General features: G+C 68.6%; 28 protein-coding genes. 14 read left to right on the top strand and 14 right to left on the bottom strand.

From position 1 onward, the window contains the following. Window positions 1-41 precede the first annotated feature (41 nt). Both EV647_RS18175 and EV647_RS18170 read left to right on the top strand, forming a co-directional pair. Window positions 42-623 carry a transcriptional regulator gene (locus EV647_RS18175; protein ID WP_134004176.1) on the top strand — a complete coding sequence of 194 codons (582 nt, stop codon included), beginning with the start codon at window positions 42-44 and terminating at the stop codon, window positions 621-623. 74 nt (window positions 624-697) lie between these two features. Then, complete coding sequence (locus EV647_RS18170; protein WP_238175298.1) at window positions 698-1,465, top strand: GAF and ANTAR domain-containing protein; 768 nt, start codon at window positions 698-700, stop codon at window positions 1,463-1,465. A gap of 161 nt (window positions 1,466-1,626) precedes the next feature. Here EV647_RS18170 and EV647_RS18165 read toward each other — a convergent pair whose 3' ends face one another. Next, complete coding sequence (locus EV647_RS18165) at window positions 1,627-1,965, bottom strand: hypothetical protein (RefSeq protein WP_134004174.1); 339 nt, start codon at window positions 1,963-1,965, stop codon at window positions 1,627-1,629. Between the two features lie 239 nt (window positions 1,966-2,204). Beyond that, a complete protein-coding gene (locus EV647_RS18160) occupies window positions 2,205-2,690 on the bottom strand; it encodes a MarR family winged helix-turn-helix transcriptional regulator (protein ID WP_134004173.1) in 486 nt (161 codons plus the stop codon). Between the two features lie 57 nt (window positions 2,691-2,747). On the opposite strand from EV647_RS18160, the gene EV647_RS18155 reads away from it, so the two are divergent. The 3 genes from EV647_RS18155 to EV647_RS18145 are packed head-to-tail and all read left to right on the top strand — an operon-like array spanning window position 2,748 to window position 4,980. Next, window positions 2,748-3,635 carry a glutamate-cysteine ligase family protein gene (locus tag EV647_RS18155; protein ID WP_134004171.1) on the top strand — a complete coding sequence of 296 codons (888 nt, stop codon included), beginning with the start codon at window positions 2,748-2,750 and terminating at the stop codon, window positions 3,633-3,635. Then, window positions 3,632-4,591: a glutathione synthase gene (locus EV647_RS18150; protein WP_134004169.1), complete on the top strand. Its 960-nt coding sequence runs from the start codon at window positions 3,632-3,634 to the stop codon at window positions 4,589-4,591. Before EV647_RS18155 ends, EV647_RS18150 begins: the two co-directional genes overlap by 4 nt. Beyond that, window positions 4,588-4,980 (top strand): MAPEG family protein, encoded by a 393-nt coding sequence (locus EV647_RS18145; RefSeq protein WP_134004167.1) that lies wholly within the window; start codon window positions 4,588-4,590, stop codon window positions 4,978-4,980. The genes EV647_RS18150 and EV647_RS18145 overlap by 4 nt, the downstream gene beginning before the upstream one ends. A gap of 112 nt (window positions 4,981-5,092) precedes the next feature. Here the strand turns inward: EV647_RS18145 and EV647_RS18140 are convergent, their stop codons facing one another. After that, window positions 5,093-6,376, bottom strand: a complete 1,284-nt coding sequence (locus tag EV647_RS18140) for an amidohydrolase family protein (RefSeq protein WP_166679868.1) — start codon at window positions 6,374-6,376, stop codon at window positions 5,093-5,095. Between the two features lie 254 nt (window positions 6,377-6,630). On the opposite strand from EV647_RS18140, the gene EV647_RS18135 reads away from it, so the two are divergent. Both EV647_RS18135 and EV647_RS18130 read left to right on the top strand, forming a co-directional pair. Next, window positions 6,631-7,110 (top strand): pyridoxamine 5'-phosphate oxidase, encoded by a 480-nt coding sequence (locus EV647_RS18135; protein WP_134004163.1) that lies wholly within the window; start codon window positions 6,631-6,633, stop codon window positions 7,108-7,110. Beyond that, window positions 7,107-7,778 (top strand): DsbA family protein, encoded by a 672-nt coding sequence (locus tag EV647_RS18130; protein ID WP_134004161.1) that lies wholly within the window; start codon window positions 7,107-7,109, stop codon window positions 7,776-7,778. Before EV647_RS18135 ends, EV647_RS18130 begins: the two co-directional genes overlap by 4 nt. Window positions 7,779-7,847: 69 nt before the next feature. Here the strand turns inward: EV647_RS18130 and EV647_RS18125 are convergent, their stop codons facing one another. Next, window positions 7,848-8,297: a pyridoxamine 5'-phosphate oxidase family protein gene (locus EV647_RS18125; protein WP_134004159.1), complete on the bottom strand. Its 450-nt coding sequence runs from the start codon at window positions 8,295-8,297 to the stop codon at window positions 7,848-7,850. Between the two features lie 72 nt (window positions 8,298-8,369). Between EV647_RS18125 and EV647_RS18120 the strand changes: the two genes are divergently transcribed. Beyond that, complete coding sequence (locus tag EV647_RS18120; protein WP_166680364.1) at window positions 8,370-8,942, top strand: TetR/AcrR family transcriptional regulator; 573 nt, start codon at window positions 8,370-8,372, stop codon at window positions 8,940-8,942. On the opposite strand, the gene EV647_RS18115 is transcribed toward EV647_RS18120, so the two are convergent. Next, a complete protein-coding gene (locus tag EV647_RS18115) occupies window positions 8,937-9,446 on the bottom strand; it encodes a GNAT family N-acetyltransferase (RefSeq protein WP_134004155.1) in 510 nt (169 codons plus the stop codon). The two genes, EV647_RS18120 and EV647_RS18115, sit on opposite strands and share 6 nt — an antisense overlap. Window positions 9,447-9,574: 128 nt before the next feature. Further along, a complete protein-coding gene (locus tag EV647_RS18110; RefSeq protein WP_134004153.1) occupies window positions 9,575-10,738 on the bottom strand; it encodes an acyl-CoA dehydrogenase family protein in 1,164 nt (387 codons plus the stop codon). A gap of 124 nt (window positions 10,739-10,862) precedes the next feature. Here EV647_RS18110 and EV647_RS18105 point away from each other — a divergent pair, with 124 nt between their 5' ends. Then, window positions 10,863-12,200 (top strand): UDP-glucose/GDP-mannose dehydrogenase family protein, encoded by a 1,338-nt coding sequence (locus tag EV647_RS18105; protein ID WP_202870921.1) that lies wholly within the window; start codon window positions 10,863-10,865, stop codon window positions 12,198-12,200. Here the strand turns inward: EV647_RS18105 and EV647_RS18100 are convergent. The 3 genes from EV647_RS18100 to EV647_RS18090 form a co-directional block, all read right to left on the bottom strand. Further along, window positions 12,197-13,417, bottom strand: a complete 1,221-nt coding sequence (locus tag EV647_RS18100; protein WP_134004151.1) for an MFS transporter — start codon at window positions 13,415-13,417, stop codon at window positions 12,197-12,199. The two genes, EV647_RS18105 and EV647_RS18100, sit on opposite strands and share 4 nt — an antisense overlap. A gap of 75 nt (window positions 13,418-13,492) precedes the next feature. After that, the gene (purE, locus tag EV647_RS18095) at window positions 13,493-13,999 is read right to left on the bottom strand and encodes a 5-(carboxyamino)imidazole ribonucleotide mutase (protein WP_134004149.1); all 507 of its coding nucleotides are present in this window, start codon (window positions 13,997-13,999) and stop codon (window positions 13,493-13,495) included. Window positions 14,000-14,002: 3 nt separating this feature from the next. Beyond that, window positions 14,003-15,175, bottom strand: coding sequence for a 5-(carboxyamino)imidazole ribonucleotide synthase (locus tag EV647_RS18090; RefSeq protein ID WP_238175299.1), 1,173 nt, complete (start codon window positions 15,173-15,175; stop codon window positions 14,003-14,005). A gap of 143 nt (window positions 15,176-15,318) precedes the next feature. Here EV647_RS18090 and EV647_RS18085 point away from each other — a divergent pair, with 143 nt between their 5' ends. Continuing rightward, a complete protein-coding gene (locus tag EV647_RS18085; protein WP_134004145.1) occupies window positions 15,319-15,879 on the top strand; it encodes a GtrA family protein in 561 nt (186 codons plus the stop codon). A gap of 13 nt (window positions 15,880-15,892) precedes the next feature. After that, on the top strand, window positions 15,893-16,465 hold the full coding sequence (locus tag EV647_RS18080; protein WP_134004143.1) for a hypothetical protein: 573 nt from the start codon (window positions 15,893-15,895) through the stop codon (window positions 16,463-16,465). A 5-nt stretch (window positions 16,466-16,470) separates the two neighbouring features. Here EV647_RS18080 and EV647_RS18075 read toward each other — a convergent pair whose 3' ends face one another. Next, entirely contained in the window at window positions 16,471-17,268 is a 798-nt protein-coding gene (locus EV647_RS18075) for a hypothetical protein (protein WP_134004141.1), read from the bottom strand. Between the two features lie 139 nt (window positions 17,269-17,407). Then, window positions 17,408-18,337 (bottom strand): hypothetical protein, encoded by a 930-nt coding sequence (locus EV647_RS18070; RefSeq protein WP_134004139.1) that lies wholly within the window; start codon window positions 18,335-18,337, stop codon window positions 17,408-17,410. Between the two features lie 75 nt (window positions 18,338-18,412). Here EV647_RS18070 and EV647_RS18065 point away from each other — a divergent pair, with 75 nt between their 5' ends. Beyond that, window positions 18,413-19,627 carry a GNAT family N-acetyltransferase gene (locus EV647_RS18065; protein WP_134004136.1) on the top strand — a complete coding sequence of 405 codons (1,215 nt, stop codon included), beginning with the start codon at window positions 18,413-18,415 and terminating at the stop codon, window positions 19,625-19,627. On the opposite strand, the gene EV647_RS18060 is transcribed toward EV647_RS18065, so the two are convergent. Continuing rightward, on the bottom strand, window positions 19,624-20,244 hold the full coding sequence (locus EV647_RS18060; RefSeq protein WP_134004134.1) for a PH domain-containing protein: 621 nt from the start codon (window positions 20,242-20,244) through the stop codon (window positions 19,624-19,626). The two genes, EV647_RS18065 and EV647_RS18060, sit on opposite strands and share 4 nt — an antisense overlap. 140 nt (window positions 20,245-20,384) lie before the next feature. Between EV647_RS18060 and EV647_RS18055 the strand changes: the two genes are divergently transcribed. Both EV647_RS18055 and EV647_RS18050 read left to right on the top strand, forming a co-directional pair. Beyond that, window positions 20,385-21,788 (top strand): OFA family MFS transporter, encoded by a 1,404-nt coding sequence (locus EV647_RS18055; RefSeq protein WP_134004132.1) that lies wholly within the window; start codon window positions 20,385-20,387, stop codon window positions 21,786-21,788. Between the two features lie 152 nt (window positions 21,789-21,940). After that, on the top strand, window positions 21,941-22,483 hold the full coding sequence (locus tag EV647_RS18050) for an MOSC domain-containing protein (RefSeq protein ID WP_134004130.1): 543 nt from the start codon (window positions 21,941-21,943) through the stop codon (window positions 22,481-22,483). 35 nt (window positions 22,484-22,518) lie between these two features. Here the strand turns inward: EV647_RS18050 and EV647_RS18045 are convergent, their stop codons facing one another. Together EV647_RS18045 and EV647_RS18040 are read right to left on the bottom strand one after the other, a co-directional pair. Next, entirely contained in the window at window positions 22,519-23,328 is an 810-nt protein-coding gene (locus EV647_RS18045) for a biotin--[acetyl-CoA-carboxylase] ligase (protein WP_134004128.1), read from the bottom strand. Further along, on the bottom strand, window positions 23,325-25,952 hold the full coding sequence (locus tag EV647_RS18040; protein ID WP_134004126.1) for a phosphoenolpyruvate carboxylase: 2,628 nt from the start codon (window positions 25,950-25,952) through the stop codon (window positions 23,325-23,327). Before EV647_RS18040 ends, EV647_RS18045 begins: the two co-directional genes overlap by 4 nt. Between the last annotated feature and the right edge of the window lie 36 nt (window positions 25,953-25,988).

Raw genomic sequence — 25,988 nt, 5'->3', positions numbered from 1 at the left:
CAAATATCCCGAACAATCCACGATGCTAGTCTATTCGGACCATGGCGATCAACAGGTCGGTCCCCGATTACGAGCTCGCGGACACTGTCGAGCTGACGACCGCGGAGCAGGTGCGGGCGATCAGCGATCCGCTCCGGACGACGATTCTCGGGCTGTTGCACGAGCGGGCGGCGACCGTGACGGAGCTGGCAACAGCGGTCGGGCGGCCGAAGAGCACGGTCGCGCACCACGTGAAGGTGCTCGCCGACGCGGGCATCCTGCAGGTGGTCCGGACCCGGAAGGTGCGGGCGATCGAGGAGCGGTTCTACGGGCGTGCGGCGCGGATGTTCTTCGTCGGCCTCGGCCGGCAGGGCGACCAGGGACAGCTGCCGCACGACTTCAACGACTTCGAGGTCGCGGCCGAGGAGTCGAAACCGGCGTACGACGCGGGTCAGATGCGCTCGTTCATCCGGCACGCCCGCATTCCCGAGGAGCGTGCCGCGGAGTTCTGGCAGCAGGTCGACGCGCTGATCCACACGTTCGACCAGCTCCCCCGCGCCGGCGACACGACGTACGGCTTCACGGTCGGCCTCTACCCGATCGGCGACTACCCGACACTGCCACCGGCCGAAGACGAAGGCTGATCTCTGGCGCCCAACCGCTGCGAGCGGCGTAGCTTGGAGGCGGGGAGGTTCTCCGGTCGCCCGGAGGTGAAACGGTGGATGACAATGGTGATGCGCCGCTGGTCGACGCACTGAGCTCACTGCACTCGCTGCTGCTCGGCGCGCCAGGGCTCGAGGAGCTGCTCGCGAAGCTGGCCGATGTCGCGGCCAAGATCGTCGAGCCGCCCGCGTCCTGCGGGATCACGACGCGGTACGACGGCCAGCCGCGGACGATCGTGAGCAGCGACGCCCGAGCAGCGTGGATAGACGAGCAGCAGTACAGCCTCCGCGAAGGGCCCTGCCTGGACGCCTTGGCGAGCGGCGCCGTCGTGGACGTCGCCGACTATCTGGGCGAGAACCGGTGGCCGCAATACGTCGACACGGCACGTACAGCCGGAGTCAAGGCCTCGCTCGCCCTTCCACTGATCGTCGACGGGCAGACGATCGGCGCGATGAACCTGTACGGATACGAGCGGCCGGACACCTTCAGTGAGGCGGATCGCGAGCGCGCGACGGCGTACGCCGAACAAGCCGCCACTACGCTGGCCTTCGCGGCGCGTGCAGTGCGGCAGTCGGAGCTGGGTGAGCAGTTGGAGCAGGCGCTCGCGTCGAGGTCGGTGATCGACCAGGCACTCGGGCTGCTGATGGGCCAGGAGAAGTGCGATGCCCGAACCGCGTTCGAGTTGCTGCGCCGCCATTCCCAGAACCACAACCGCAAGCTCCGCGACGTGGCCGCTGCCCTCATCGCCCGGCACACCGGCCGGCCGGCGGTCGACAGTCGCGAATTCGATTCTGGCCCGAGCGGTCGAGACACCAGGACGTGACCCGACCCGTAGTTCCGGTCGCACACGTCCTGGTGTCGTGAAGGTGTTCTGCCGTCATGAGAATCAAGAGGTGAGAGCCCTCGGCGTGACCCGGCCCGCGTTACTCGCCGCACACACCCAGGTGCCGTGATGTCGCCTCTGTCCTCGTTGATCGGTTCCAGTTATCGGCCGGTGTTGCTTCTGGTTGACATTGACCCACTCGCTGCCGGCTGCCCGGTAGCGAGTTCGTCGACGACCTGACGATGACCCGCCTGCGCCTGCAGGAGGCTCGGCCACGTCCACCTGCACGGGCGGTTGCCTCCGACCGCGTGCAGCAGGGTCTCGAAGACCCGTGGCCTGCTCGGCAGATTCAGTCCGAGCCACATCGTCATGACTTGTACCTGTTGTCCCTCGACGGCGACGGCGTCGCTGGCGATCACGACGTACTCCGGCCGCGCCGTCAACGCGAGCCAGGTGGTGCGATTGATCACGTGACCTTGCCGGTCGACGTAGAGGGTCATTGGTGTCCCCTGTGCATCAATGCAGTACTGCGCACTACTGCGGACTACCTGCCGGATGCGTCGACCGGGAACGAGGATCCCGTGGCCCGTCGATGCTGGACGGGAATTGTCGGGAGTCGCACACGATCGGCACCGGAATGGTCCGCGGGCTGTTCTCCCAACCTGCGGGCAAGCTTAGACAAGCCGACCTGTCCTGACAACTGTTCTCAATCCATGAGACAACGAGCGAAGCCGCGGACCTAGGCCGTGTTCGCGGCCTGGCTCTCCTCAGCTGCGAAACGATCGAGGACGTCGACCAGCCGCTCGAGCACATCACGAGCGACGGCGTACTCCTCCTCGCCGAACTCTTCGGCGAAGCGGCGCTCGAGCTCACCAAGGTACGAGAAGCCGTCGCCGGCCACAGCCAGTCCGTGCTCGGAGTACGTCACCACCTTGGCCCGGCCGTCGTTCGGGTCGGACCGCATCTCCAGCAGGTCGAGCGCGACCATGTCGCGGATCACCTCGCCCATCGACTGCCGGGTGATCCCGGCCCGGGCGGCCATGTCGGCGGCTCGGGCGCCGTCGGAGTGCAGAAAGCCGAAGACCGAGTTGTGGGCCATCTTCACCTCGGTGTGCCCGTCGGCGTGGGCACGGCGGACCATGTCGGACTGCAACGCGCGGTTGGCGCGCTCGACCAGCGCGATCAGCGGCTTCCGATCGAGTCGCGGGACCTGAGGCCTTGACATGTCGTAAGGATACCTTCCAATATTTGACAGGAATCCTTACGGTATCAGGAGGGGACGATGGAGGCCAGGGAACTACACCCGGTGGTGGCCGGTCTGTTCGCGCGGGGGCGGCGGCGGACGGTTCGGGTCGCGATCGAGCAGGAGTACGTCGTCGCCGCGGCCGATGGCGGCGTGGTGCCGATCGAGGAAGTGCGGCGGGCGGCGGAGGGGTCGTTCGCGGCGCCGTACGTCAGCTTCGAGCCCGGCGGACAACTCGAACTGAGTCTCCCGCCGTCGCTCGATCCGATCGGCGACCTGCGGTGGCTGACTGCCGACCTCCGACGCCGGCTGGCCGGGATCACGCTGCGGGCGATCCCGGTCGACCCTCGACAGGAGGTGCCGTTGCAGTTGACCTCGGCGCGGTACGTCGCGATGCAGCGGCACTTCGACCGCATCGGGCCGGCCGGTCGACGGATGATGCGCCGTACCGCGTCCACCCAGATCTGCCTGGACTGGTGGCCGGGGCAGGCCGGCATCGAGCAGTGGCAGGTACTCAACCTCGCCGGCCCGTTCCTCGCGGCACGTTTCAACCACAGCGAGCGGCTGGCGACTTGGTTGGCGGTCGACCCGGCGCGTACCGCGTTCGACGACAGCCTGCTGCGCGACGAGGACCCGGTCACGTCGTACGCCGCCTTCGCCGCAGCCGCCACGGTCTTCGTCGACGGGCCGGTCGGGCACGTGAGCACGCTCTTCCCGCCGGTCCGCCCGCGCGGGACGTACCTCGAGGTGCGCTTCCTCGACGCTCTCGAGCCAGACGCAGTGGAGCGTGCGGTCGCCGTACTCAAGCAACTCATGTACGACGACGTACGCCGACGCGACCTACTGCGGGCACTCGAAGGGTCGTGTTCCGCACAGCTGTGGCGCGCGGCGGCGGCCGGCGTACTGGATCAGGAGGTGGCGGCATGACCGGCGTGCTGTTCGTGACCGACCCGTTGACCGGTCTGCAAGGCGATATCGACGCCAGCGTGGGGTTGATGAGTGCGACGCAGGATCTGGGTGTCGACATCTGGTGCTGCGGTCCGGAGGAACTCGCGGTCGTCGACGGGCGGGTGTGCGCGCGGGCTCGGCGGATCCGGCTGCGGCCGCGCGTCGCCGGTGGCGATCATCGATGGATCGTGGACTCGACGTGGTGGGACGAGCTCGGTACCGCGGTCGTCGACGTCGCGTCGTTCGACGTCGTGCAGTTGCGGATCGATCCGCCTGTCGACGCGCGGTACCTGCACACGACGTACCTGCTCGATCTCGTCGAAGCGGCGGGCACACGGGTGATCAACCGGCCGGAGGGGATCCGGGCGATGCACGAGAAGCTGATCGCACTGCAGTTCCCCGAGTTGTGCCCGCCGACGTACGTCGGGGCCGATCCGCAGGCGCTGCGGTCGTTCGTGCGGGGCGTCGGTACGGCGGTCGTGAAGCCGGTCGACGGGTTCGCGGGGATCGGCGTGTGGCTGGTGCGGGACGACCGGAGTGCGATCGCGTTGCTGGAATCGGCCACGCACGGCGGGCGACAGCACGTGATCGCGCAGCAGTTCCTGCCAACAGTTGCGGAAGGCAACAAGCGGTTGTTCCTGCTGGACGGCGAGATCGTCGGCGCGGTTCTTCGGCGGCCGGCCGTCGACGATTTCCGGATCGGGCCGCCGGTCGCACCGGCCGAGATCGACGACCACGACCGCGCGATCGTCGGCGTACTCGGACCGGTACTGCGCAAGCACGGCCTCGCCGTCGCTGGTCTCGACGTGATCGACGGCCGGCTGATCGAGGTCAACGTCACCTGTCCCGGCGGCATGCACAAGACCGACGCCCTGCTCGGGACCAACCTCAGCCACACCATCGTCAGCAGTCTGTTCAAGGGAGCACTCGTATGAGCACCATCACCGTTGTCTGCATTGCCCTGCTGGGCATCCTGTTGTTCCTGCTCGGAGCCAACGTCACGCGCAACCGTGCCCTCCGCGGAGGTGGCAACCAACTGCCGAGCGATCCCACGGACCGGTTACTGATCGCGGTCCGTGCGCACGGTAACGCGGCCGAGTACATCCCGACGATGATCGTGCTGCTACTGGTCTGCTCGGCGTTGTCCGACAGCTGGCTGATCGACGTACTCGCCGTCGCGGCCGTCGTCGTCCGGTTCACGCACGCGCTCGGCATGCTGCGGTCCGCCTCGCTCGCGGCGCACGGCCCGCTCCGCGATGTCGGTGCCATGGGCACCTATCTCGTCGGCCTCGCGCTCGGCGTCACCGCGATCGCGACGATCTGAACGCGGTCGGGGTGAGCGCGATCGATCCGGCGTTCGTTGAGGTAGCGGTACCCCGACCCCGACTACGCCGATCCGGCAATCCAGCCACAACTCTGGCCGGCCGGCTAAGCCTTCAGCGGGACGAGTCGGCCGTCGTGTCCTTGACGAGGGCGCCCTGTTTCATGATCGCCGCGAAGGCGGTCTCCGGAGTGGCCAGCAACTGGATGTCGTCCAGCGGATTGCCGTTCACAAGGATGAGGTCGGCGAGTGCGCCTTCCTCGACGACTCCGAGAACACCGGGGTACGGATTCCGGGCAGCGGACAGCGACAACAGTTCGGCGTTGGTGACGGTCGCCATCGTCAGCACCTCGGCCGGCGTGAACCAGCGCGTCATCTTGGCGAGCTGCTTGCCCTGCTTGGTTGCGAGCGCCGGGTCGAACAAGGTGTCGGTCCCCCAGGCCAGCCGGACGTCGTGCTTCTTCGCCAGCTCGTACGCCGTTTCCGTCCCGGTCACCATCTGCTCGAACTTCGGCCGGCTCCCCGGCGGGACAGGAGGCGCGTCCTCGTCGTCCAGGAAGGGCTGGAGCGACCACCAGACCTCGTTCTCCGCCATCAGTTCGACGGTCTCGTCGTCGAGCAGCTGACCGTGTTCGATGCACTTGACCCCGGCCCGGATCGCCTGCTGGACCGCGCGCGGCGTGTAGGCGTGCACCATCACGTAGGTTCCCCAGTTCTCCGCGGCCTCGACCGCCGCGTGCAGCTCGGCCTCGGTGTACTGCGTGACGTCCAACGGATCGTACGACGACGCGACGCCGCCGCCCGCCATGAGTTTGAGTTGCGAGGCGCCGAGCATGAGCTGCTCGCGCGCGGCCTCGAACACCGCGCTGACACCGTCGGCGATGCGGACGGCACCCACCAGCTCGGCATGACTCAGGTAGCCGGTCCGACCACGGGGGATCTCGTGCCGGGCCCGGAAGTCACCGTGCCCACCGGTCTGCGAGATCATCGCCCCGGACGGGTAGATCCGCGGCCCCGGCACCAGGCCGTCGTCGATCGCCTGCTTGAGCCCGAGCGACGGGCCGCCGGCGTCCCGGACCGTGGTGAAACCGCGCAGCAACGTGTCCCGCGCCGCTGCCGCCGCGACGATGTGCAGGAACCCGACATCACCCGTCAACGCGGTCATCAGCGGCACCGAGGCGAAGATCGCGTGCCAGTGCGCATCGATCAGTCCCGGGATCAGCGTCCGCCCTTCGCCGGGTACGACGCGCGCACGGGCAGGGATCTCGGCCGCCGGCGAGATCTTGTCGATGACTCCGTCGCGGACGACCACCTGCACCGGGTCCCCGACCCTGCCGCGACGTACGTCCAGTACTCGCACCTGATGAAACACGGTCGGCTGTCCCTGGTCCGAAGTCACGGCGTCACCTCTCGCAATGGGTTCCCATCCCGAGAGTAGGACCGTCCTACCCAGGTCTGCTCATCCGATCTGGAGGAGGAAACCGCGACTCCGGGCTGTCACACTCCTGATGACGCCGGACGCCGTCCATGGAGGACACGCGCAAGGTCAGGGGTTGGCGGTCGTCCTGCTGATCGCGGGGTGCATTCCGGAGTGTCCTTCGACGTTGCCGACGCCGGTTGAGGAAACGGACCGTGGTCCGTTAATGTGGTGACATGGAGACGCGTGCCGGACTCGACCGGATCAACGAACTCGGACAGCGGGATCATTTCCTGGCGGTTGCCATTACTCAGCGACGATCCGGTGAGCCGGCCGCATCGGTGGTGAACGCCGGGGTGCTCGACCACCCGGTGACCGGCGAGCCGGTCGTCGCCTTTGTCGCCCGCGGCCGGACGGCGAAGCTCACGCACCTGCGACGTACGCCGGCCGCGACGCTGGTGTTCCGCGCGGAGTGGGAGTGGATCGGCGTGAGCGGATCGGTCGAGCTGGCCGGGCCGGACGATCCGCTGGAAGGGATCGACGCGGAGCGGTTGCGCGTGCTGCTGCGGGACATCTACCACGCGGCGGGCGGCGTACATCCGGACCTGGAGGCGTACGACCGGGAGATGGTGGCGGATCGACGTACGGCGGTGCTCATCACGCCGGAGCGCTTCACCAGCAACCCGTCCGGCGCCGATCACCAGGAGGACGAGTGAACGTCGCACCCGGGACGATCCAGGTCTGGTCGGATCTGCTGTGCCCGTTCGCGCACGTCGCGATTCACCGGCTCCGGACGACTCGCACCGAGCTCGGGCTGGACGGCGTGGTTCGCCTGGATCACCACACGTTCGCGCTGGAACTGTTCAACGGCCCGCACTCCCGGCCAGGGACCGACAGCGAGGCGGTCGGGCTCGGTCAGCTCGCGCCGGAGATCGGGTTCCGCCTGTGGACGCAGCCCGATTGGACCTACCCGTCGACGGTGCTGCTCGCCGCTGAGGCCGTCCACGCCGCCAAGGCTCAGAGACTGCAGGCCTCCGAGGACCTCGACGCGGCGCTTCGCCGGGGTTTCTGGTTCGAATCCCGGCCGATCGGCCATCGGCAGACGATCCTCGAGATCGCGGCCGACGTCGAGTCGGTCGACGTCATCGAACTGGCCGCGGCCCTCGACGACGGCCGGGCGCGATCCGCGGTGATGGGCGACCACGCCGTCGCCGTCACCGACGCCGTACAGGGCAGCCCGCATCTCTTCCTCCCCGACGGCACCGACGCCCACAATCCAGGCATCGAGGTCCGCTGGGAAGGCCCGTGGGCCTCCGGCTACCCAATTGCCCAGAGCAACGATCCCGCTTGGCCGGAGAAGCTGCTACGCGCCGCGGCCGCGTAGTCAGGGCCGAGTAGTCAAGGCTGGGCAGTCAGGGGCTGCCCAGCCTAGGTGAACGGCGGACGAGGCGCCTCAGGCGAAGTCGTTGGTGAAGTCCGCGGTGTTCCACTGCTGCGGCTTCATCACGTAGACGAGGTCGGTCTCGGATCCGCCTGCCTCCTCCCATTCCTTCGTGTACGTCGAACCGAAGTCCTCGCCCAGGTACCGGATCGCCATCGGGAGCAGATCCTTTGCGGTGTCGGGCGAGCGGATCTCGGTGACAGGTCCTTCGACGGTCACGTAGCGGTAGGGGGTCGCCTCCGACTGGACGACGAGCACGAACCGCCGGGCGGCCTCGATCGCGACGCCTTTGCGGGACTTCGCGTTCATGATCACGGTCACGCCGGTCTCCGGCGAGTAGTCGTACCACACGGGCGCGCTGACCGGCGCACGCTCCGGATCGTCCGACGTCACAGCAAGCACACCGACACGTACGTCGGTGAGAAAGGCCTCCCGCTCGGCCCGGGTCATACGGTCTGGCATCCGAATACCTTCCTGTCTAGGTCGTTGACCTAATTGTAGGTCAACGACCTAGACGGCGGTAAGGTGCGGGGTGTGACCACCTCGTTCAGCGACCGCGGCGCGGCCCGCCGGGACGCCGTACTGGCCGTGGCGCGGAAGCTGCTGGTCGAGGAAGGGTTCGACCAGTTCGTCCTGCGCCGGGTCGCGGCGAAGGCCGAGATGAAGCTGGGAAACCTCCAGTACTACTTCGCGACCCGCGACGACCTGCTCGAGGCGCTGATCCGCGCCGAGTTCGAGCACGACCTCGCGGCCGTACGACGGGCTACCACGATCGACGGCCTGACCGAGTCCGCACGCGCCCTGGTCCGGAACTGGACAACCGGCGCGGGCGCCGTCTTCGGCACGATGTCACTGCTCGCGTACCACGACGCCCGCTTCCGCCGCCTCAACCACGAGATCTACGAGGCGTTCTACCGCGAACTCGGCGTCCTCATCCGGCGCGTCACGCCAGGACTGTCCGACCAGGAGATCCGGATGCGCGCGCGGTTGATCACGTCCGTACTGGACGGAGTCGCGATGCAGATCCACGCCGGCGCAACCAACCGCACCGAACTGACCAAGCGCGCCACGGCCCTGGTCACCAGCATCGCAACCGCGCCGTCATGACCCGGGCCTGATCGAGAACCGCCGATAATGGCTCGCGACCCCGAGGAACTCCTCGTCGGCCCCCCGCCCGACCTCCGTCATCCCGAGCGACGCCAGGATCCGCACCGACGCCCGATTCGCGTTCACCGCCTCGGCCCAGATCTCCTCGAGCCCCAACTCCCGGAACCCCCAGTCGAGCCCGAGCCGCGCCACGATCCCACCAAGCCCACGCCCCCAGCGGTCGGAAGGCCCAACGACATAGCCCAGTTCCCGTCGATGCGGATCCGCCCCGGCCAGGTCGACGTACCCGATCACGTCGTCAGCCAAGACCGCCGCGCGACGGAGAAGGTCCGATTTCGGGTGCTCGATCAGCGTGCGCCAGTGCGTCTCGTGCTCAGCTGCGGGCAGATCCATTGTCCAGCCGGCGTGCTCGCAGAAACGCCGGTCCCGCCCCCACGACGCATACGTCGCCACATCCGCCAACTCGAGCGGACGCAGGAACACCCGCTCGGTTCGAGACGGCATAAGAGCACTCCAGTCACACGAACGGATAACCCCTCGAATACAGGGTTCTCTCCTCGTGTATCAGTAGAGAACCCAACACACGAGGGGATAACCCGTCTTCTGTTCGGGCGGGGTGGCGGGCGTGCCCGTCAGCTGAGGCCCTTGAGGAGTTGGCGGGCCATGACGATGCGCTGGACCTGGTTGGTGCCTTCGTAGATCTGGGTGATCTTGGCGTCGCGCATCATGCGTTCGACCGGGTAGTCGTGGGTGTAGCCGTAGCCGCCGAGGAGTTGGACGGCGTCGGTGGTGACGGCCATCGCGACGTCGGAGGCGAAGCACTTGGCGGCGGCCCCGAAGTAGGTCAGGTCGGAGTCGCCGCGCTCCGAGCGGGCGGCCGCGGCGTACGTGAGCTGACGGGCCGCCTCGATCTTCATGCCCATGTCCGCGAGCATGAACTGCAGGCCCTGGAACTCGGCGATCGCCTTGCCGAACTGCTTGCGCTCCTTGACGTACCCGAGCGCGTAGTCGAGGGCGCCCTGGGCGATCCCGAGCGCCTGCGCGGCGATCGTCACCCGGGTGTGGTCCAGCGTCGCCATCGCGGTCGCGAACCCGGTGCCTTCAGAGCCGATCAGCCGCGAGGCCGGGATCCGGACGTTGTCGAAATACACCTCGCGGGTCGGCGAGCCCTTGATCCCGAGCTTCTTCTCCGGGGCGCCGAACGAGACGCCCTCGTCGGACTTCTCCACCACGAAGGCGGAGATCCCCTTCGAGCGGGCATCCGGGTCCGTCACCGCGAAGACGGTGTAGAAGTCGCTGACGCCGGCGTTGGTGATCCAGCGCTTCACGCCGTTCAGCACATACCCGTCCCCGTCCGCGACGGCCCGCGTCTTCATCGAGGCGGCGTCCGAACCGGCCTCCGGCTCGGACAGGCAGTACGAGAACATCGAGTCGCCGGCCGCGACCGGCGGCAGGTAGCGCTGCTTCACCTCGTCGGAGGCGGACAGCAGCAGCGGCAACGAGCCGAGCTTGTTGACGGCCGGGATCAGCGAGGTCGAGGCGCACGCGCGGGCGACCTCCTCGATCACGATCACCGTGGCGAGGGCGTCCGCGCCGGCGCCGCCGTACTGCTCCGGGATGTGCGGCGCGTGGAAGTCCGAGGCCTTCAGCGCGTCGTACGACGCCTTCGGGAACTCGGCCAGCTCGTCCACGTCCCCGGCGTGCGGGGCGACCTTGGCGTCGCAGACGTCGCGAACGGCCTCGCGGATCGCCTGGTGCTCCTCGGACAGCGCGTACAGCTCGAATGAGTTACTCACGGGTCACACAGTACGACGAACATCTCGCCGGTGGGGGGCGTCGTACGCCGAAAGTGAGCAAGAGCGCACTGTCCAGACATGAGCCGATAACCGTCCGATAACCACGATGGGTAGAGTCCCCGACATGAGTGAAGCGACCTCCCGCCCCCTGCGGATCGCCGTGATCGGCACCGGATACCTCGGCTGCAACACCTCTGCCGGGATGGCCGAATTCGGTTTCGACGTGATCGGGGTCGAGATCGACGAGCACCGGCTGAAGCTGCTGAACGACGGCAAGGCCCCGCTGTACGAACCCGGGCTGGACCCGCTGCTGAAGAAGCACGTGGACTCCGGCCGGCTGCGGTTCACCAGCGACTACACCGAGATCGCCGACTGGGCCGACGTGCACTTCATCTGCGCCGGCACCCCGCAGCTCGAGGGCAGCGAGGCGGCCGATCTGTCCCAGGTCTACTCCGTGGTCGACATGCTCGCCCCGCTGCTCACCAGGCCGACCCTGGTGGTCGGCCGGTCCACGGTCCCGGTCGGTACGTCGAAGGCGGTCGAGGAACGCATGCACCGCCAGGCCCCGGCCGGGTCGGCGGTCGAGATCGCCTGGCAGCCCGAGTTCCTCCGCGAGGCGCACGGCGTCGAGGACACGCTGCACCCGGACCGTCTGGTCTTCGGCGTCCAGTCCGCGGCCGCGGAGGCCCGGCTGCGCGAGGTGTTCGCGATGCCGATCGACGAGGGTTCGCCGGTGGTCGTCTGCAACCTGCCGACCGCGGAGCTGGTCAAGGGCGGCGCCAACGCGTTCCTGGCCACGAAGATCTCGTTCATCAACGCGCTCGCGGAGATGGCCGACGCGACCGGCGCGGACGTCACCCAGCTGGCCGAGGCGCTCGGGTACGACAAGCGGATCGGCCGCGGCGCGCTGAACGCCGGACCCGGGTACGGCGGCGGCTGCCTGCCGAAGGACCTGCGCGCGTTCATGCACCGGGCCGGCGAGCTCGGCGTCGAAGAGGTCATCACGCTGCTGCGTGAGGTCGACGACATCAACCACCACCGGCGCGCGCGGATCGTCGACCTGACCCACGAGATGCTCGGCGGCCAGTGGATCGGCAAGAACGTCACCGTGCTCGGCGCGGCGTTCAAGGCCGGTACGGACGATGTTCGCGACTCGCCCGCGCTCGATGTGGCCGGGCGGATCCAGCTGCACGGCGCGAACGTCACGGTGTACGACCCGGAGGCGATGGAGAACGCCCGCAAGGTGCGTCCGACCCTGCGCTACGCCCCCACCGCGGTCGAGGCGTGCCGCGAGGCGCACGCCGTACTGCACCTGACCGAGTGGCCGGAGTTCCGCGCGCTCGACCCGGTCGCGCTGAAGCCGGTCGTCACCGACCCGGTCGTCGTCGACGCCCGCCTCAACCTCGCCGCCGACGCGTGGCGCGCCGCGGGCTGGACCTACCGGGCACCGGGCCGGCCTTAAGCGACTGTTGCCGAGCGCAGGACCGGGCGGGTCAGTACGATGCATCCGGTGATGGTTGCTGCCACCGAGATGCCCAGGCAGACTCCGGTGATGCCGATGCCCGTCACATCGGCCAGGCTGCCGAGCAGCGGGTTCGCCACCATGATCGCGATGCTCTGACAGAGCACGACGATCGACTGCAGGCGGGACTGGAACTCACGCTCCACCGAGTTCATCAGCAGCGGCAGCACGTGACCGGTGAACATGCCGACGCCGATCCCGCTCAGCACACCGGCGGCGAACGTCAACGCCAGCGGGTCGAGCACCGAAAGGCCGAGGAGTCCGGCAGCCGCCAGCAGGAGGCCGAGCGCGGCGAAGACGCCCGGCCGGGGAAACGCGCCCCGCATCAGGATCCGTAGGGCGATCACCCCCACTCCCAGGCTCCGGCTGGCGACCAGCAGAGCGGCGGTCGTGGCGTTCCACCCGTGGTCGCGGGCGAGCAGCGGGAACAGCAGTGCGTCGAGCGGCATCAGTAGACCTGCCGCAACCGTCATCGTGATCAGCAGCGCCCGGGTGAGCGGGCGGCCGAAGGCGACCTGGATGCCGGCGCCGATCGAGCGAAGCATGCCGGCCGGCATCCGGCCGGGGGGCGCGATCGTCTTCCGCAGCAGGATCAGGACGATGATCATCACGCCGAAAGTCAGGGCGTCGAAACCGCCCGCCGCGGTGAGTCCGGACCAGCTCACCAGGACACCGCCGACCGCGGTGCCCGTGACGGCGAAGATCACGCCCGTCACCTGGAAACTCGCGAGCGCCCTCGGCACCTGCGCGGGCGGCACCAGCAGCCGCGGCATCGACCGGGACGACGGCAGGAAGAACGCGTCGATCGTTCCGACCACCAGGGCCAGGATCACCAGCAACCACACGGGTTCGCCGGCAGCCAGAGTGGCCGGGACGAGGGCCGCGGTGACCAGGAACATCGCGGTACAGCTCACCAGCAGCACCCGTGGGGCGCCGTACCGGTCGCCGATCGCGCCACCGACGAGCAGCAGGACAGCTCGCGGGGCGGCGGCGAGCAACAGGATGAGGCCGGCGACGCTGCCCCCGTGGCGAGTGGCGGACCAGCCGATGGCAAACCTCATCGTCAGATCGCCGAGGAGGGACACGGCAGCGCCGAACAGCCAGATCCAGTAGCGGACCGGAATGCGCTGCGTGTCCGAGTCAGTGGGCGGAGTCACGATCGACGACCTTAGACGACAACCAGTGGGAACTCATGACTACCCGCCCCGTCCTGTGGAAAGCCAGTGACCGCCTCAGCCTTTACGCAGCTCTGCCGCCCCATCACGTACCGTAGCGCCCTTGGCCCGCGCCGACTCCGCGAGAGTTTCCTGGAACGCGATCATCCGGTCCCGCAACTTCTCATCGGAGGCAGCCAGGATCCGGACCGCGAGCAGCCCCGCATTACGAGCGTTCCCGATCGAGACGGTCGCAACCGGCACTCCGGCCGGCATCTGCACGATCGACAGCAGCGAGTCCATTCCGTCGAGGTATTTCAGCGCCACCGGTACGCCGATCACCGGCAGCGGGGTCACCGACGCGAGCATCCCGGGCAGGTGCGCGGCCCCGCCGGCGCCGGCGATCAGCACCTTGAGCCCTCGCTCGTGCGCTGACCGTCCGTAGTCGATCATCTCGGCCGGCATCCGGTGCGCGGACACCACATCTGCCTCAAAGGGCACGTCGAACTCGGCACACACCTCGGCCGCGGCCTTCATCGTCGGCCAGTCGCTGTCCGACCCCATCACGATGCCAATCACAGCCATGTCCTATTCGTCGATCGTGCCGGTCAGGTAATCAGCAGCATGCCGCGCCCGGGAGCGGGTCTCCTCGAGGTCGTCGCCGTACGCCGTGACATGGCCGACCTTGCGCCCCGGCTTCACCGACTTCCCGTAGAAGTGGACCTTCAGGCCCGGGTCGCGCGCCATGCAGTGCAGCAGGCCGCGGTGCATGTCCTCGACGTCGCCGCCGAGTACGTTGACCATGACCGTGTACGGCGCCCGCGCGGCCGGCGAGCCGAGCGGAAGGTCGAGCACCGCGCGCAGGTGGTTCTCGAACTGGGACGTGACCGCGCCGTCGATCGTCCAGTGCCCGGTGTTGTGCGGGCGCATCGCCAGCTCGTTGACCAGCAGCCGACCGTCCCGCGCCTCGAACATCTCGACCGCGAGGATGCCGATCACGCCGAGCTCACCGGCGATCCGCAGCGCGGTCTGCTGCGCCTGGGCGGCCCGCTCCGGCGCCAGACCGGGCGCGGGCGCGGTCACCTCGACGCAGATGCCGTCCCGCTGCACCGACTCGACGATCGGGTACGCGACCGCCTGACCGTGCGGCGAGCGCGCCACGATCGCGGACAGCTCGCGGACGAAATCCACCTTCTCCTCGGCCAGGATCGGTACGCCGCTGCCGAACGCGGTCGCGATCTGCGGGTCCTCGGGGCCGTCGACGAACCACACGCCCTTGCCGTCGTACCCGCCGCGGGTGGTCTTCAGGATGACCGGGAAACCGCCGACCCGCTTGGCGAAGTCCGCGACGTCGGCGGGCGTGCCGACCACCTGGTGCGCGGGCGCCGGCGCGTCGAACGTGTCCAGCCGGGCGCGCATCACGGCCTTGTCCTGGGCGTGCACGAGCGCGTCCGGGCCGGGCCGGACCGCGATCCCGTCCGCCTCGAGCGAGTGCAGCAGGTCCGTCGGGACGTGCTCGTGGTCGAAGGTCACAACATCGCACTCCGCGGCGAACCGCCGTACCGTCTCCGGGTCCTTGTAGTCGCCGACGGGCGCGTCCGCGACGGCCTGGGCCGCCGACACCGTCGCGCCCTCGGCGAGCACGCGGAGCTGGATGCCGAGGGCGACGGCAGTTTCCTGGGTCATCCGGGCCAGTTGCCCGCCGCCGACCATGCCGACCACGGGGGTACCGACGGGGAGATCCTTACGATCGAACTTCACAGCGGTGAGCCTAATGTCCATACATCATCGGGCGTACGGCGGCTGTCGCGGCACGCGGGCGATTTCGGGGTCGGACCGGTCGCCGGGTACCGTGGGAAGCTGCCCTCCCGTCGCGGTGTGATCACAGAAGGTCCCGAGGTCCGTTGAAGCTCGTCACCACGCTGTACCGCCAGTTCCAGCACTTGGTGCACGAAGTCGCCAAGTTCGGTCTGGTCGGTCTGCTCGGTCTGGTCGTCGACCTGCCGATCTACAACTGGCTGGTCTTCAACAACCCGCTGGTGCTCGCCGACTCGGGTGTCGGCATGCTGCACCACAAGCCGCTGACCGCGAAGCTGATCTCGACCACGGTCGCCACGATCGTGACGTACTTCGGCAACCGGTACTGGACGTGGCGGCACCGGGAGCGCTCCGGCCTGCACCGTGAGTACGTGCTGTTCTTCGTGCTGAACGGCATCGGCCTGCTGATCGCGGCCGGCTGCCTGGCCTTCTCGCGGTACGTCCTGGACCTGCACAGCTGGCTGTCCGACAACATCGCCGCGAACTTCATCGGCCTCGGCCTCGGCACCCTGTTCCGCTTCTGGTCCTACCGCAAGTTCGTCTTCCGTGAAGAGATCGCCCTCGACGAGGCCGAGCACACCCCGACCCCGGACTCCCCCGCCGAACTCGACGGGGAGTCGACCGGGGATCTGCCCGCGGTCCGCTGACGCCGGCTGGTCGATGACTTCCCCTGCACCGCCTCTGCCGGCGCGGTCGCGGCTCCATCCCGCGGTTGTCGTCAGCATCATTCTGGCGGTGCTGCTGGCGGGCGCCACCGTCGCCGGGATCGTGGCCGTCGGCATCGTGCGGGCCGACGCGAAGACGCAACTCGAACGCGCCGACGACCTGCAGCGCAAGCTCGACGAGGCCGCGCCGGGCGAGCAGGAACGCACGGAGGTCCTGGCGGCTGCGCGGGCGAACGTCGGCGTCCTCTTCACCTATGACTACCGAAAGCTCGACGACTACGCGGCGGCGGCCCAGAAGGTCACGACGGAGAGGTTCGGCGCCGAGTTCGCGAAAACCGTGGCCGCGATCCGTCCGCAACAGCTGAGCCAGCAGGCCGTCGCCAAGGCCGAAGTCAAGGACGCCGCTGTGAAGGACGCGTCCGCCGCCACGGCCCACGTCCTCCTGTTCGTCGACACGACCACGACCACAAAAGGTGCGTCGGCGCCGAGCATCCAGCGCACCCGAGTGCAGCTCACCCTCCAGTCAGAGGACGGCCGCTGGCTGACAGACGACGTCGAAGCGGTCTGAGTTCGTCACTCTCCGAACGGCGGCTTCCAGGTGGGGTTGCCGTCGGTCCAATGGAAGTAGACCGGGTCGGTGAAGGTGCCCGGGACCTTGCCGAACGACTGGATGACGGTGGTCGGGCCGCTGGCGTGGCCCAGGGCGTACATGTAGGCCGTGTGGGTGTCCCGGTCGATGCCGAGCAGGACCGAGCCGTACTGGCCGCAGTGCTGCGCGATCAACGTCTCGAAGCCCTGCCAGGTCTTACTGCGAACCTGCTTGACGACGGGTTTCATCGGCGCGGTGGTCGGGATGTGGATCGTGTAGAGCGCGCCGCCGCGGGTGTTCGCGAGGAACGTGTCGTAGGTCTTGGTCGAGCTGATCAGCGTCATCGCCTTCACCGCGGCGAACCCGGGCGCGGACACCTTGTTCCCCCAAGCGCCCTTGCTGTCGATCGTCCAGCGGAACAGCGTGCCGTCGTTACGAAGTCCGTACGTGTTGTACCGGAGCACCTTGTCGTAGTACAACCCTTCGTCGAGGGCGACGAAGGTCCCCCAGCCGCCGCCGATCCGCTTGATCCCGCCCTCGATGACACCGCCGCCGGCCGAGTAGCTGGCGTGGTACAGCCCATCCCCCAGGATGCTGTAACCGGACACGAAGGCGATGCTCTGCCCGTCATCACCCCACGACATCGAAGAGCTGACCCGAACCGTTCCGTCGGGGTACACCCCGGTCCCCAGGATGTGGCTTGCCGGGGCCGTGGGCGGCGTCCCCGCGAAGACGCCCTGATCCCGGTGATCACCCCCGGCCGTCACGGAGCCCACCGCCACGGGGCAGCCTCCTGCCGACACCGCGCTCGGCGTCGCTGCCGCGGTTCCAGGGATCACCACCCCTGCTGCCACGAGTAAGGCCGCTGCTGTCGTTCCGAGTGGTTTGAGCATTCGTACCACCCCCTTTCACTTGGCTTGCTCATTCGGCGTGTTTCGGGCTACCGGGGTCCTTCAGACCGGCGTAGACGTTGTCGGGCATCGTCGCGGGCACCTTGCCCATCGACTGGATCACCGTGCTCACACCGGTGTAGCGGCCGACGGCGTACAGGTAGGCGGAGTCGGTGTCCTTGTCGATGCCGAGCAGCAGGGAACCGTACACGCCGCACTGCTGGGTGATCAGGGTCTCGAAGCCCTGCCAGGTGCGGGTGCGGACCTGCTTCACGACGGGCTTCATCGGTGCGCTGACCGGGAGGTGGATCGTGTAGAGCGCGCCGCCACGGGTGTTGGCGACGAACGTGTCGTACGTCGCGGTCTTGCTGACCAGCGACATCGACTTCACCGCGGCGAATCCAGGAGCCGACCCGGTACGGCTCCAGACGCCCTTGGAGCTGACGTTCCACCGGAAGAGCACGCCATCGCTGCGCAGGCCGTAGACGGTCCATCGGGAGATGCCCGCCTGCGTCGGGCCCTGGTACTCGGCTTCCTCCACCATCGTGAAGTTCCCCCAGCCGCCACCGATCCGCCGTAAGCCTGCCGGAGGATTGCTCACGGTCCCGTCATGAGCGCCGTACGCCGCCTGGTAGAGCGCATCGCCGATGATGACGTAGCCGTACACGTCGTATTCAGAGCCGTCAGGGCCCTGGTCGATCAGTATCGACATCGTGGCCATGACTTTGACCTGCCCCGGCGCGAACGCTCCACGGCCGAGCGCGCCGCTGGTCGCCTTCGGCGGCATGGTCGACACGACGGCCAGATTGTTGTGGTCACCGCTTGCGGTCACTGACGACGCGTTGACGTAACAGTTGGCGGTGGACGTGGTGGGCGTTGTGGAGCCGGCCGACGCTGTAGTCGGTACCAGGGTTGCCGTGAAGAGCAGGGCCACCGCGGTTGTTACGAGTGGTTTCCTCATTGGTGCCACCCCCTTACCCGGCATGATGCTCCCGCGAGGGCAGAAGTTGTCGGTGCGGCGTGTGAAGATGCGGTGGTGACTGACTTCGAGGTGCGTGCAGCCGAGGCCGGAGAGTTCGACGCGGTACGGGCGGTGTTCAGCGCCGCGATGATGTTCGAGCTGACGCCGGACGACGATCTCGCTCGGCAGTTGTTCGAGCCGGAGCGGACGCTGGTGGCGGTCGAGGGCGGGGAGTTCATCGGGACCACGCTGGCGTTGACACGCAACCTGTCCGTGCCGGGTTCCGTCGTGCCCGCGGCGCATGTGACGGGGGTCGGCGTGCGGGCGACGCATCGGCGGCGCGGGGTGCTGTCCCAGTTGATGGGGAAGCAGCTGCGCGAGGTGCCGGAGGCGATCGCGGTGCTGTGGGCCAGCGAGCCGGCGATCTACGGCCGGTTCGGGTACGGCGCGGCCGCCTGGGGTACGGCGTACGAGGTCGACCTGCACCGAGTCGGTCCGCCCACCGGGCCGATCCGTCCGGGCGAGCTCGGTCAACTGACCCCGGACGAGGCGCTCAAGGAGCTACCGCGCATCCTGGGCCTGATGCAGCAGGTCCGGGCCGGCGTCTCCGACCGCTCGGAGCTGCGCTGGCAGAAACACCTCGAGGACAAACCGGACGATCGCGGCGGACGGACCGCTCTCCGAATCGTGGTTCACCGCGACGAGACCGGCAGCGTGGACGGATACGCGATCTGGCGCGGCAAGATGGTCTGGAATCCGACCGGCCCGGCGTACGAGGTGCACGTCGAGGAGCTGGTCGCCCCGGAGCCCACGGCGTACCGGGTGCTGTGGCAGCACCTGTTGACGATGGATCTGAGCGCCAAGCTCGGCTACGGGTACGCCGCCATCGACGAGCCGCTGCAGCAGCTCGTCAGCACCCCGACCGCCCTGGACCGCCGAGTGACCGAGTCCCTGTGGCTGCGTGTGACCGACGTACCGCGGGCGCTCCAGCAGCGGCAGTACGCCGTACCGGTCGACGTCGTTCTCGACGTGACCGACGACCTGATCGAGGCGAACACCGGCCGTTTCCGTCTGACCGCCTCCGAGTCGTCAGTGAAATGCGAGCGCACCGACGACCCGGCCGATCTGACCGTGTCGGTCGGCGCACTCGGAGCGGCATACCTCGGCGGTCGCCCGCTGGCCGAGTTCGCGCCAACGGGCCGCATCACCGAACACACCGCGGGCGCCCTGGCCCGAGCTACTGCAGCCTTCGGCTGGCCCATCGCACCGGTCAGCCTGGAGGTCTTCTAGCGGTTGTCGTCCGAGCTGAAGATTGTGTCGCCGTCGTCGGTTCGGGGTTGTTGCTGGGGTTGCTGGGGGCGGCGGCGCATGTGTTCGGGGGGCTGCTCGTCCTCGAGGATGCCGTCGCCGGGCCTGCCCTCGGGGCCGCCGAAGAGGAGGTCGGACATCTGCAGGTGGACGTGCTCGACATGCGGTACGTCGGGGAGCACGACCTGACCGCGTTCGCCGGCGGACTCGATGTGCAGCGTGCCGCAGCCGAGGATGCGGTCCACCAGGCCGTGCTCGTAGGACACGTCGTTGATCCGCATCAGCGGGATGTCCCGGCCGGTCCGGGTGAGGATGCCGTGCCGGGTGATCAGCCGCCGGTTGGTGATCGTGTACGTCGAGAAGAACCAGTTCAGGAACGGCTTCAGCCCGAAGGTCGCGACGACCACCACGCCGACCGCGAGGATCGCGATCCGGGCCGGGGTCTGCAGTGACCCGGACGGCACGATCGCGGCCAGGAAACCGCCCAGACCTGCCACCACCAGCAGCAGCAAGACCGGCCCGATCAGCGCCTTCCAGTGCGTCCGGGTGCTGACGACGACGTACTCGTCCTCACCCAACAACTTCGCCGAGATCGCCATAGGCCCAGTCTCACAGGTCCCGGGTTCGGTTGTCCTCTCCCGACACGTTCGGGGAAAAGATGGTTTAACACTTCACAAAATGCATACAGTGAGCCAGGATGCGCGAAGGGTTGTCAGCTGGGGGACGAGAAGGAGCCGTGATGGCAGTCTTGTCGATTCTCGACCGGGAGCACACCGTCGCACCGCCGGGCTACAGCCGCTGGCTGATCCCGCCGGCCGCGCTGGCTGTCCACCTGTGCATCGGCCAGGCGTACGCGACCAGCGTCTACAAGACGTCGATGGTGAAGCACTTCGACACCACCCAGACCGCGGTCGGCGTGGTGTTCAGCATCGCGATCGTGATGCTCGGCCTGTCCGCCGCCGTCGGCGGCACCTGGGTGGAACGCAACGGACCGCGGAAGGCGATGTTCGTCGCCGCCTGTTTCTGGGCGACCGGGTTCCTGGTCGGCGCCCTCGGCATCGGCACCGGCCAGCTCTGGCTGGTCTATCTCGGGTACGGCGTGATCGGCGGCATCGGCCTCGGGATCGGGTACATCTCGCCGGTCTCCACGCTGATCAAGTGGTTCCCGGACCGCCCCGGCCTCGCGACCGGCCTGGCGATCATGGGCTTCGGCGGCGGCGCACTGGTCGCCAGCCCGCTGTCCCGCCAGCTGCTCGGGCTCTACGACTCCGGCTACGACCCGAACGTGAGCACTTCGGTGGCCGGCGGCAGCGCGCTGGTCGGCCTGTTCCTGACGCTGGGCATCGGCTACTTCGCGATCATGATGTTCGGCGTCTTCAACATCCGCGTCCCCGCCGACGGCTGGGCGCCGGCCGGCTTCGACTCGTCGGCGGTGCGGCAGAAGGCCCTGGTCACGACCGGCAACGTCTCGGCGGCGAACGCGATCAAGACGCCGCAGTTCTGGTTCCTGTGGGTCGTGCTGTTCTGCAACGTCACGGCGGGTATCGGCATCCTGGAGCAGGCCAGCCCGATGATCCAGGACTTCTTCCGCGGCGACGGTGTCACAGGGGGCAAGTCGAGCGTCGCGGTCGCGGCCGCCGCCGGGTTCGTCGGCCTGCTGTCGATCTTCAACATGGCCGGCCGGTTCGGCTGGTCGTCGACGTCCGACCTGATCGGGCGGAAGCCGATCTACGCGATGTACCTCGGCGTCGGGATCGTCGCGTACACGCTGCTGGCGTCCGTCGGGCACACCAGCACGGTGGTCTTCGTGCTGCTGGCCGCGGTCATCATCTCGTTCTACGGCGGCGGATTCGCGACGGTTCCGGCGTACCTGCGGGACCTGTTCGGCACCTATCAGGTCGGCGCGATCCACGGGCGCCTGCTGACCGCGTGGTCGGCGGCAGGGATCGCCGGGCCGCTGATCATCAACGGGTTCCTGGACCGCGAGGGCAAACCGGGCACGCTGACCGCGGCGGCGTACCGGCCGGCGCTGTTCACGATGGTCGGCGTACTGGCCGTCGGGTTCGTCGCGAACCTGCTCATCCGCCAGGTCTCCGAGAGGTTCCATGAGAAGTCCGGCTCCACGGTGGAGGCAGCACAATGAACCAGACCCCGCGCCTGGTGATCTCCTGGCTACTGGTCGCCGTACTCCTCGGCTACGGCGTCATCCAGACCCTGATCACCGCAGCCAAGATCTTCACCGGATAAAGCGAAAACGATCAAGTACGACGCGTAGGCGGCGGGCACGATGGTCACATGATCGAGCCGGCAGCGCGGTTGGTGGCCGTGAACGTTGTCCATGAGGTGATTCGTGGACCGACGCGGTGGACTGCCATCGACAAGCGGCCGGTGCGGGGTGCGGTCGAGGTCGGAGAGCTCGGGATGGTGGGCGATCGGCAGTGCGATACGCGGTATCACGGCGGGCCGGACAAGGCGCTCTACGCGTACGCCGAGGAGGATGCGGACTGGTGGGCCGCCGAGCTGGGGCGGGAGATTCCACCGGGGTTGTTCGGGGAGAACCTGACGACGCGTGGATTGGACGTCACCGGTGCGCTGATCGGCGAGCGGTGGCGGATCGGCGGGATCCTGGTCGAGGTGCGATCGCCGCGGACGCCGTGCGGGAACCTGTCGGGGCGGATGGGGATCAAGCGGTTCCACCAGCGCTTCGCTCGCACGGGACGGGTCGGCGCTTATCTGAAGGTGCTGGAGACCGGCGAGGTGTGTGCCGGCGACCGGATCACGGTCGTCCACCGCCCGGACGACGGGCAAACGATCGGCGGGGCCGCACGCGGGGAGTAAGAGGTGCGAGTCGGCGCCGGGCGTGGAGCGGTCGCTCAGGCGGTGCGTAGGTGGGTGACGTCGCCCGCTGCGAGTGGCCGGGGGCCTTCCTTCGTGTCGACGATCAAGCGACCGTCGTCCGCGAGGTCGCGGGCGGTTCCTTCGAGGAACGTGCCGTCGGGGAGTTCCACGCGCACTGCCTGCCCGAGGGTTGCCGACAGTTCGCGGTACTCCGGCAGGACGACGGCCGGATCGCCGTTGGCGTCGACCCAGGACTGATAGCGAGACGCGAGCTCACGAAGTACCGCTGCCATCACGGTGGCCCGGTCGATCGTCGCCGCCTTCTCCAAGGCGAGCGAAGTGGCTGCCTCATGGGGCTTCTCCGACTCGCGCAGCGTCACGTTCAGGCCGATGCCGATGACGGCAGCAGGCCCTTCGACGCGCTCCAGCAGGATGCCGGCGAGCTTGCGGTTCTCGACCAGTACGTCGTTCGGCCACTTCACCTGCGCCGGAATCTCACCGACCTGCCGCACCGCCGCAGCCACCGCCAGCGGGACCAGCAGCCCCAGCCAGGGCCACCGTGATGCCTCAACGGCAGTCGGACGCAGCAGAACGGACATCAGCAACGCAGAGCGCGGCGGTGTGGTCCAGGTACGCCCCAGCCGACCGCGACCGGAGGACTGGTACTCCGCAGCCACGACCAGTCCCTCTGGCTGACCACCTGCAGCCGCAGCTGCCACAACAGCATTCGTCGACGGCGTCTCCGCGAGTACGTCGATCTGCGTCCACAGCGAACCGGGACGTACCAACCGCCCCCGCAGGAACTGCTCGTCCAGCGGGGGCCGCTCCAGGTCGCTGAACCTCATCCGGTGTTCTGCAAACCGGCAGCGACGCCAGAAACGGTCAGCAACAGTAGTCGCCGAGTACGGACGATCTGCTGCTCGTCCAGTGAGTCATCCGTGCGAAGCGTCCGCAGTGCCCGCAACTGCAGGTAGCTGAGCGCGTCGACGTACGGGTTGCGCAGCTCGACCGCACGGCCCAGCACGCGCCGACCCTGCAGCAGGCGCTCCTGGTCGAGCACCTTGAGCACCCACTCGGTGGTGAGCGCATGCTCGTCCAGCATCCGCTGCGTCAGCTCCGGCCGGTCGCCCAGCTCCAGGTAGCGGCCGAGGATGCGCCGGTCCGTCTTGGCCAGCGACATCTCCGCGTTCTCCAGCATCACCTGGAACAGCGGCCAGTTCTGGTTCGCGTCCCGCAGCAGGTCGACGTCACCGACAGCGGCAAGCGCCGTACCGAGGCCGTACCACCCAGGTGCGTTCACACGGGCCTGCGACCACGCGAACACCCACGGGATCGCCCGGAGGTCCTCCAGCGACGACACCGCGACCCCACGCCTGGCAGGCCGCGACCCGAGTGGAAGCTGGCCCAGCTCCTCCAGCGGCGTCACAGTGCTGAACCACTCCGCGAAGCCGTCGGCCTTCACCAGCCCGTGGTACGCCGTACGCGCTGCCTCGTCGAGCGTCTTCTCGACCACAGCGAACCGCTCGGCCGCGACCAGGGCCCGCTCCTCCACTGCCGGCGTCGACGCCAGCAGCGTTGCCGCAGTCACCTGCTCGATGTGCCGCTGCGCGATCGCCGAGTTCCCGTACCGGGCCGGAATCGCCTCGCCCTGCTCAGTCAGCTTGAACCGCCCGGCCACCGAGCCAGGAGCCTGCGCCAGTACGGCGCGGTTCGCCGGGCCACCGCCACGTCCCAGGGCGCCGCCGCGGCCGTGGAACAGCGTCAGGCGGATCGCATTGCGCTGCGCCCACGCGGTAATCCTCGCCTGCGCGTCGTACAACGCCAGCGTCGCCGACACCGGGCCGACGTCCTTCGCGGAGTCGGAGTACCCGAGCATGACCTCGAAGCGCCGGTCGTTCGCGGTGAGCCGGTGCCGGACCCGGGTCAGCTGGATCGCGTTGTCCAGCACCTCCACCGAGTTCTGCAGGTCCTCACCGGTCTCGAACAGCGGTACGACGTCCAGCTCGATCGGACGCCCGTCCAACGCGGCGTCGGCCAACTCGTAGACAGCCGCCAGGTCGCCCGCGTTGCGGGTGAACGACACGACGTACCGGCGGCAGGCCTCTGGGCCGAAGCGCTGCTGGATCTGACCGATCACCCGGAGTGTGGCGAGCACCTCCTCCGTCTGGTCGGACAGCTCGCCACCGCCGAGCACCTCCTCCAGCGCCTTGGCGTGCACCGAGGAATGCTGGCGGACCTCCAGCTCCGCCAGGTGGAACCCGAACGAGTTCACCTGCCAGATGAGGTGCTGCAGCTCGCCGTACGCCTGGCGTGGCGCGCCAGCGGACACCAGCGAGTCCTGCAGGACCTTGAGCTCGTGCAGGAAGTCAGCGGCCCGCGGGTACCCGAAGTCGGCGTCGCGGGCGCGAGTTGCGGCCAGACGGCGGGCAGCCAGCAGCAGGAGCTGCCGGTGCGGCTCGGCCGGCGAGCGGGTCTCGATGTCGGTGATCAGCTCCGGGTTGACCGCGCGGGCGTCCTCCAGGATGCGGCGTACCGGCGCGGACGGCGGCGTGGTCGCGGCGTCCAGGGTGAGGGCCCGGCCGAGCGCCTCGGTGGCCTGCTCGAGTGCCCGCAGGACGTGGTCGGCCTGGATCTGCATGGCCTCCCGGGTGATTGCCGCGGTCACGTTCGGGTTGCCGTCGCGGTCGCCGCCGATCCACGAGCCCAGGTGGACGAACGGCGCCACCACAGGCGTCCGCGTCCCGGCCTCGTCACCGGCCAGGGCGTCGTCGAGCCGCCGGTACACGTTGCCGACGACGTTGAACAGGGTCTCCTCGAACACCGCCATTGCCGAGCGCACCTCGTCCAGCGGCGAGGGGCGGCTGGTGCGGAGTTGCGACGTACGCCAGAGGATGTCGACCTGCTCGACCAGGCGGCGACGGTTCTCGGCCAGGTCGCTGTCACCGGCCCGCGGGTCGTGGCGCTCGTCCAGCAGCGAACTGATCCGGCGGATCGTCGCCAGCACGGCGCGGCGCCGGGCCTCCGTCGGGTGCGCGGTCAGCACGGGCCGGAACTCCAGGCCGTTCAAGAGCGCACGGGCCTGCTGCTCGCCGCTGTCGCGGGTGATCTGCTCCACGGCCTGGGCCAGCTCGGACACCACGGCCTCGCTGCCGGCGCGGTCGCGCTCACGCAGTACGCGGGCCCGGTGCAGCTCCTCGCTCAGGTTCGTCAGGTGGAAGTAGCAGGTGAACGCACGGGCGACGTCCTCGGCCCGCTCGTGCGGCCAGGACGCGACCAACTGCTCGGCCGCGGCGCCGTCACCGGCGATGGTCAGCTCACGCAACTTCTCGACGTCGTCGAGCAGCGGCTGACCGGCGTACTCGACCAGAACCTTGCCAAGGATCTCGCCGAGCAGGCGGACGTCGGCCCTGAGTTCCTCGGGCACCTCGAACCGCGCGCGGGTACGGGTCTCACTACCGGTCTCGGTCACGTTCGCCCACCCTATCGGCGGACACCCGCCAACGCC

Source organism: Kribbella sp. VKM Ac-2566, assembly GCF_004366005.1.
In the GTDB taxonomy this organism is placed as follows: Bacteria; Actinomycetota; Actinomycetes; order Propionibacteriales; family Kribbellaceae; genus Kribbella; species Kribbella pratensis.
The sequence above is the reverse complement of the archived record's forward strand: the minus strand, read 5'-3'. Positions and strand labels throughout refer to the sequence as shown.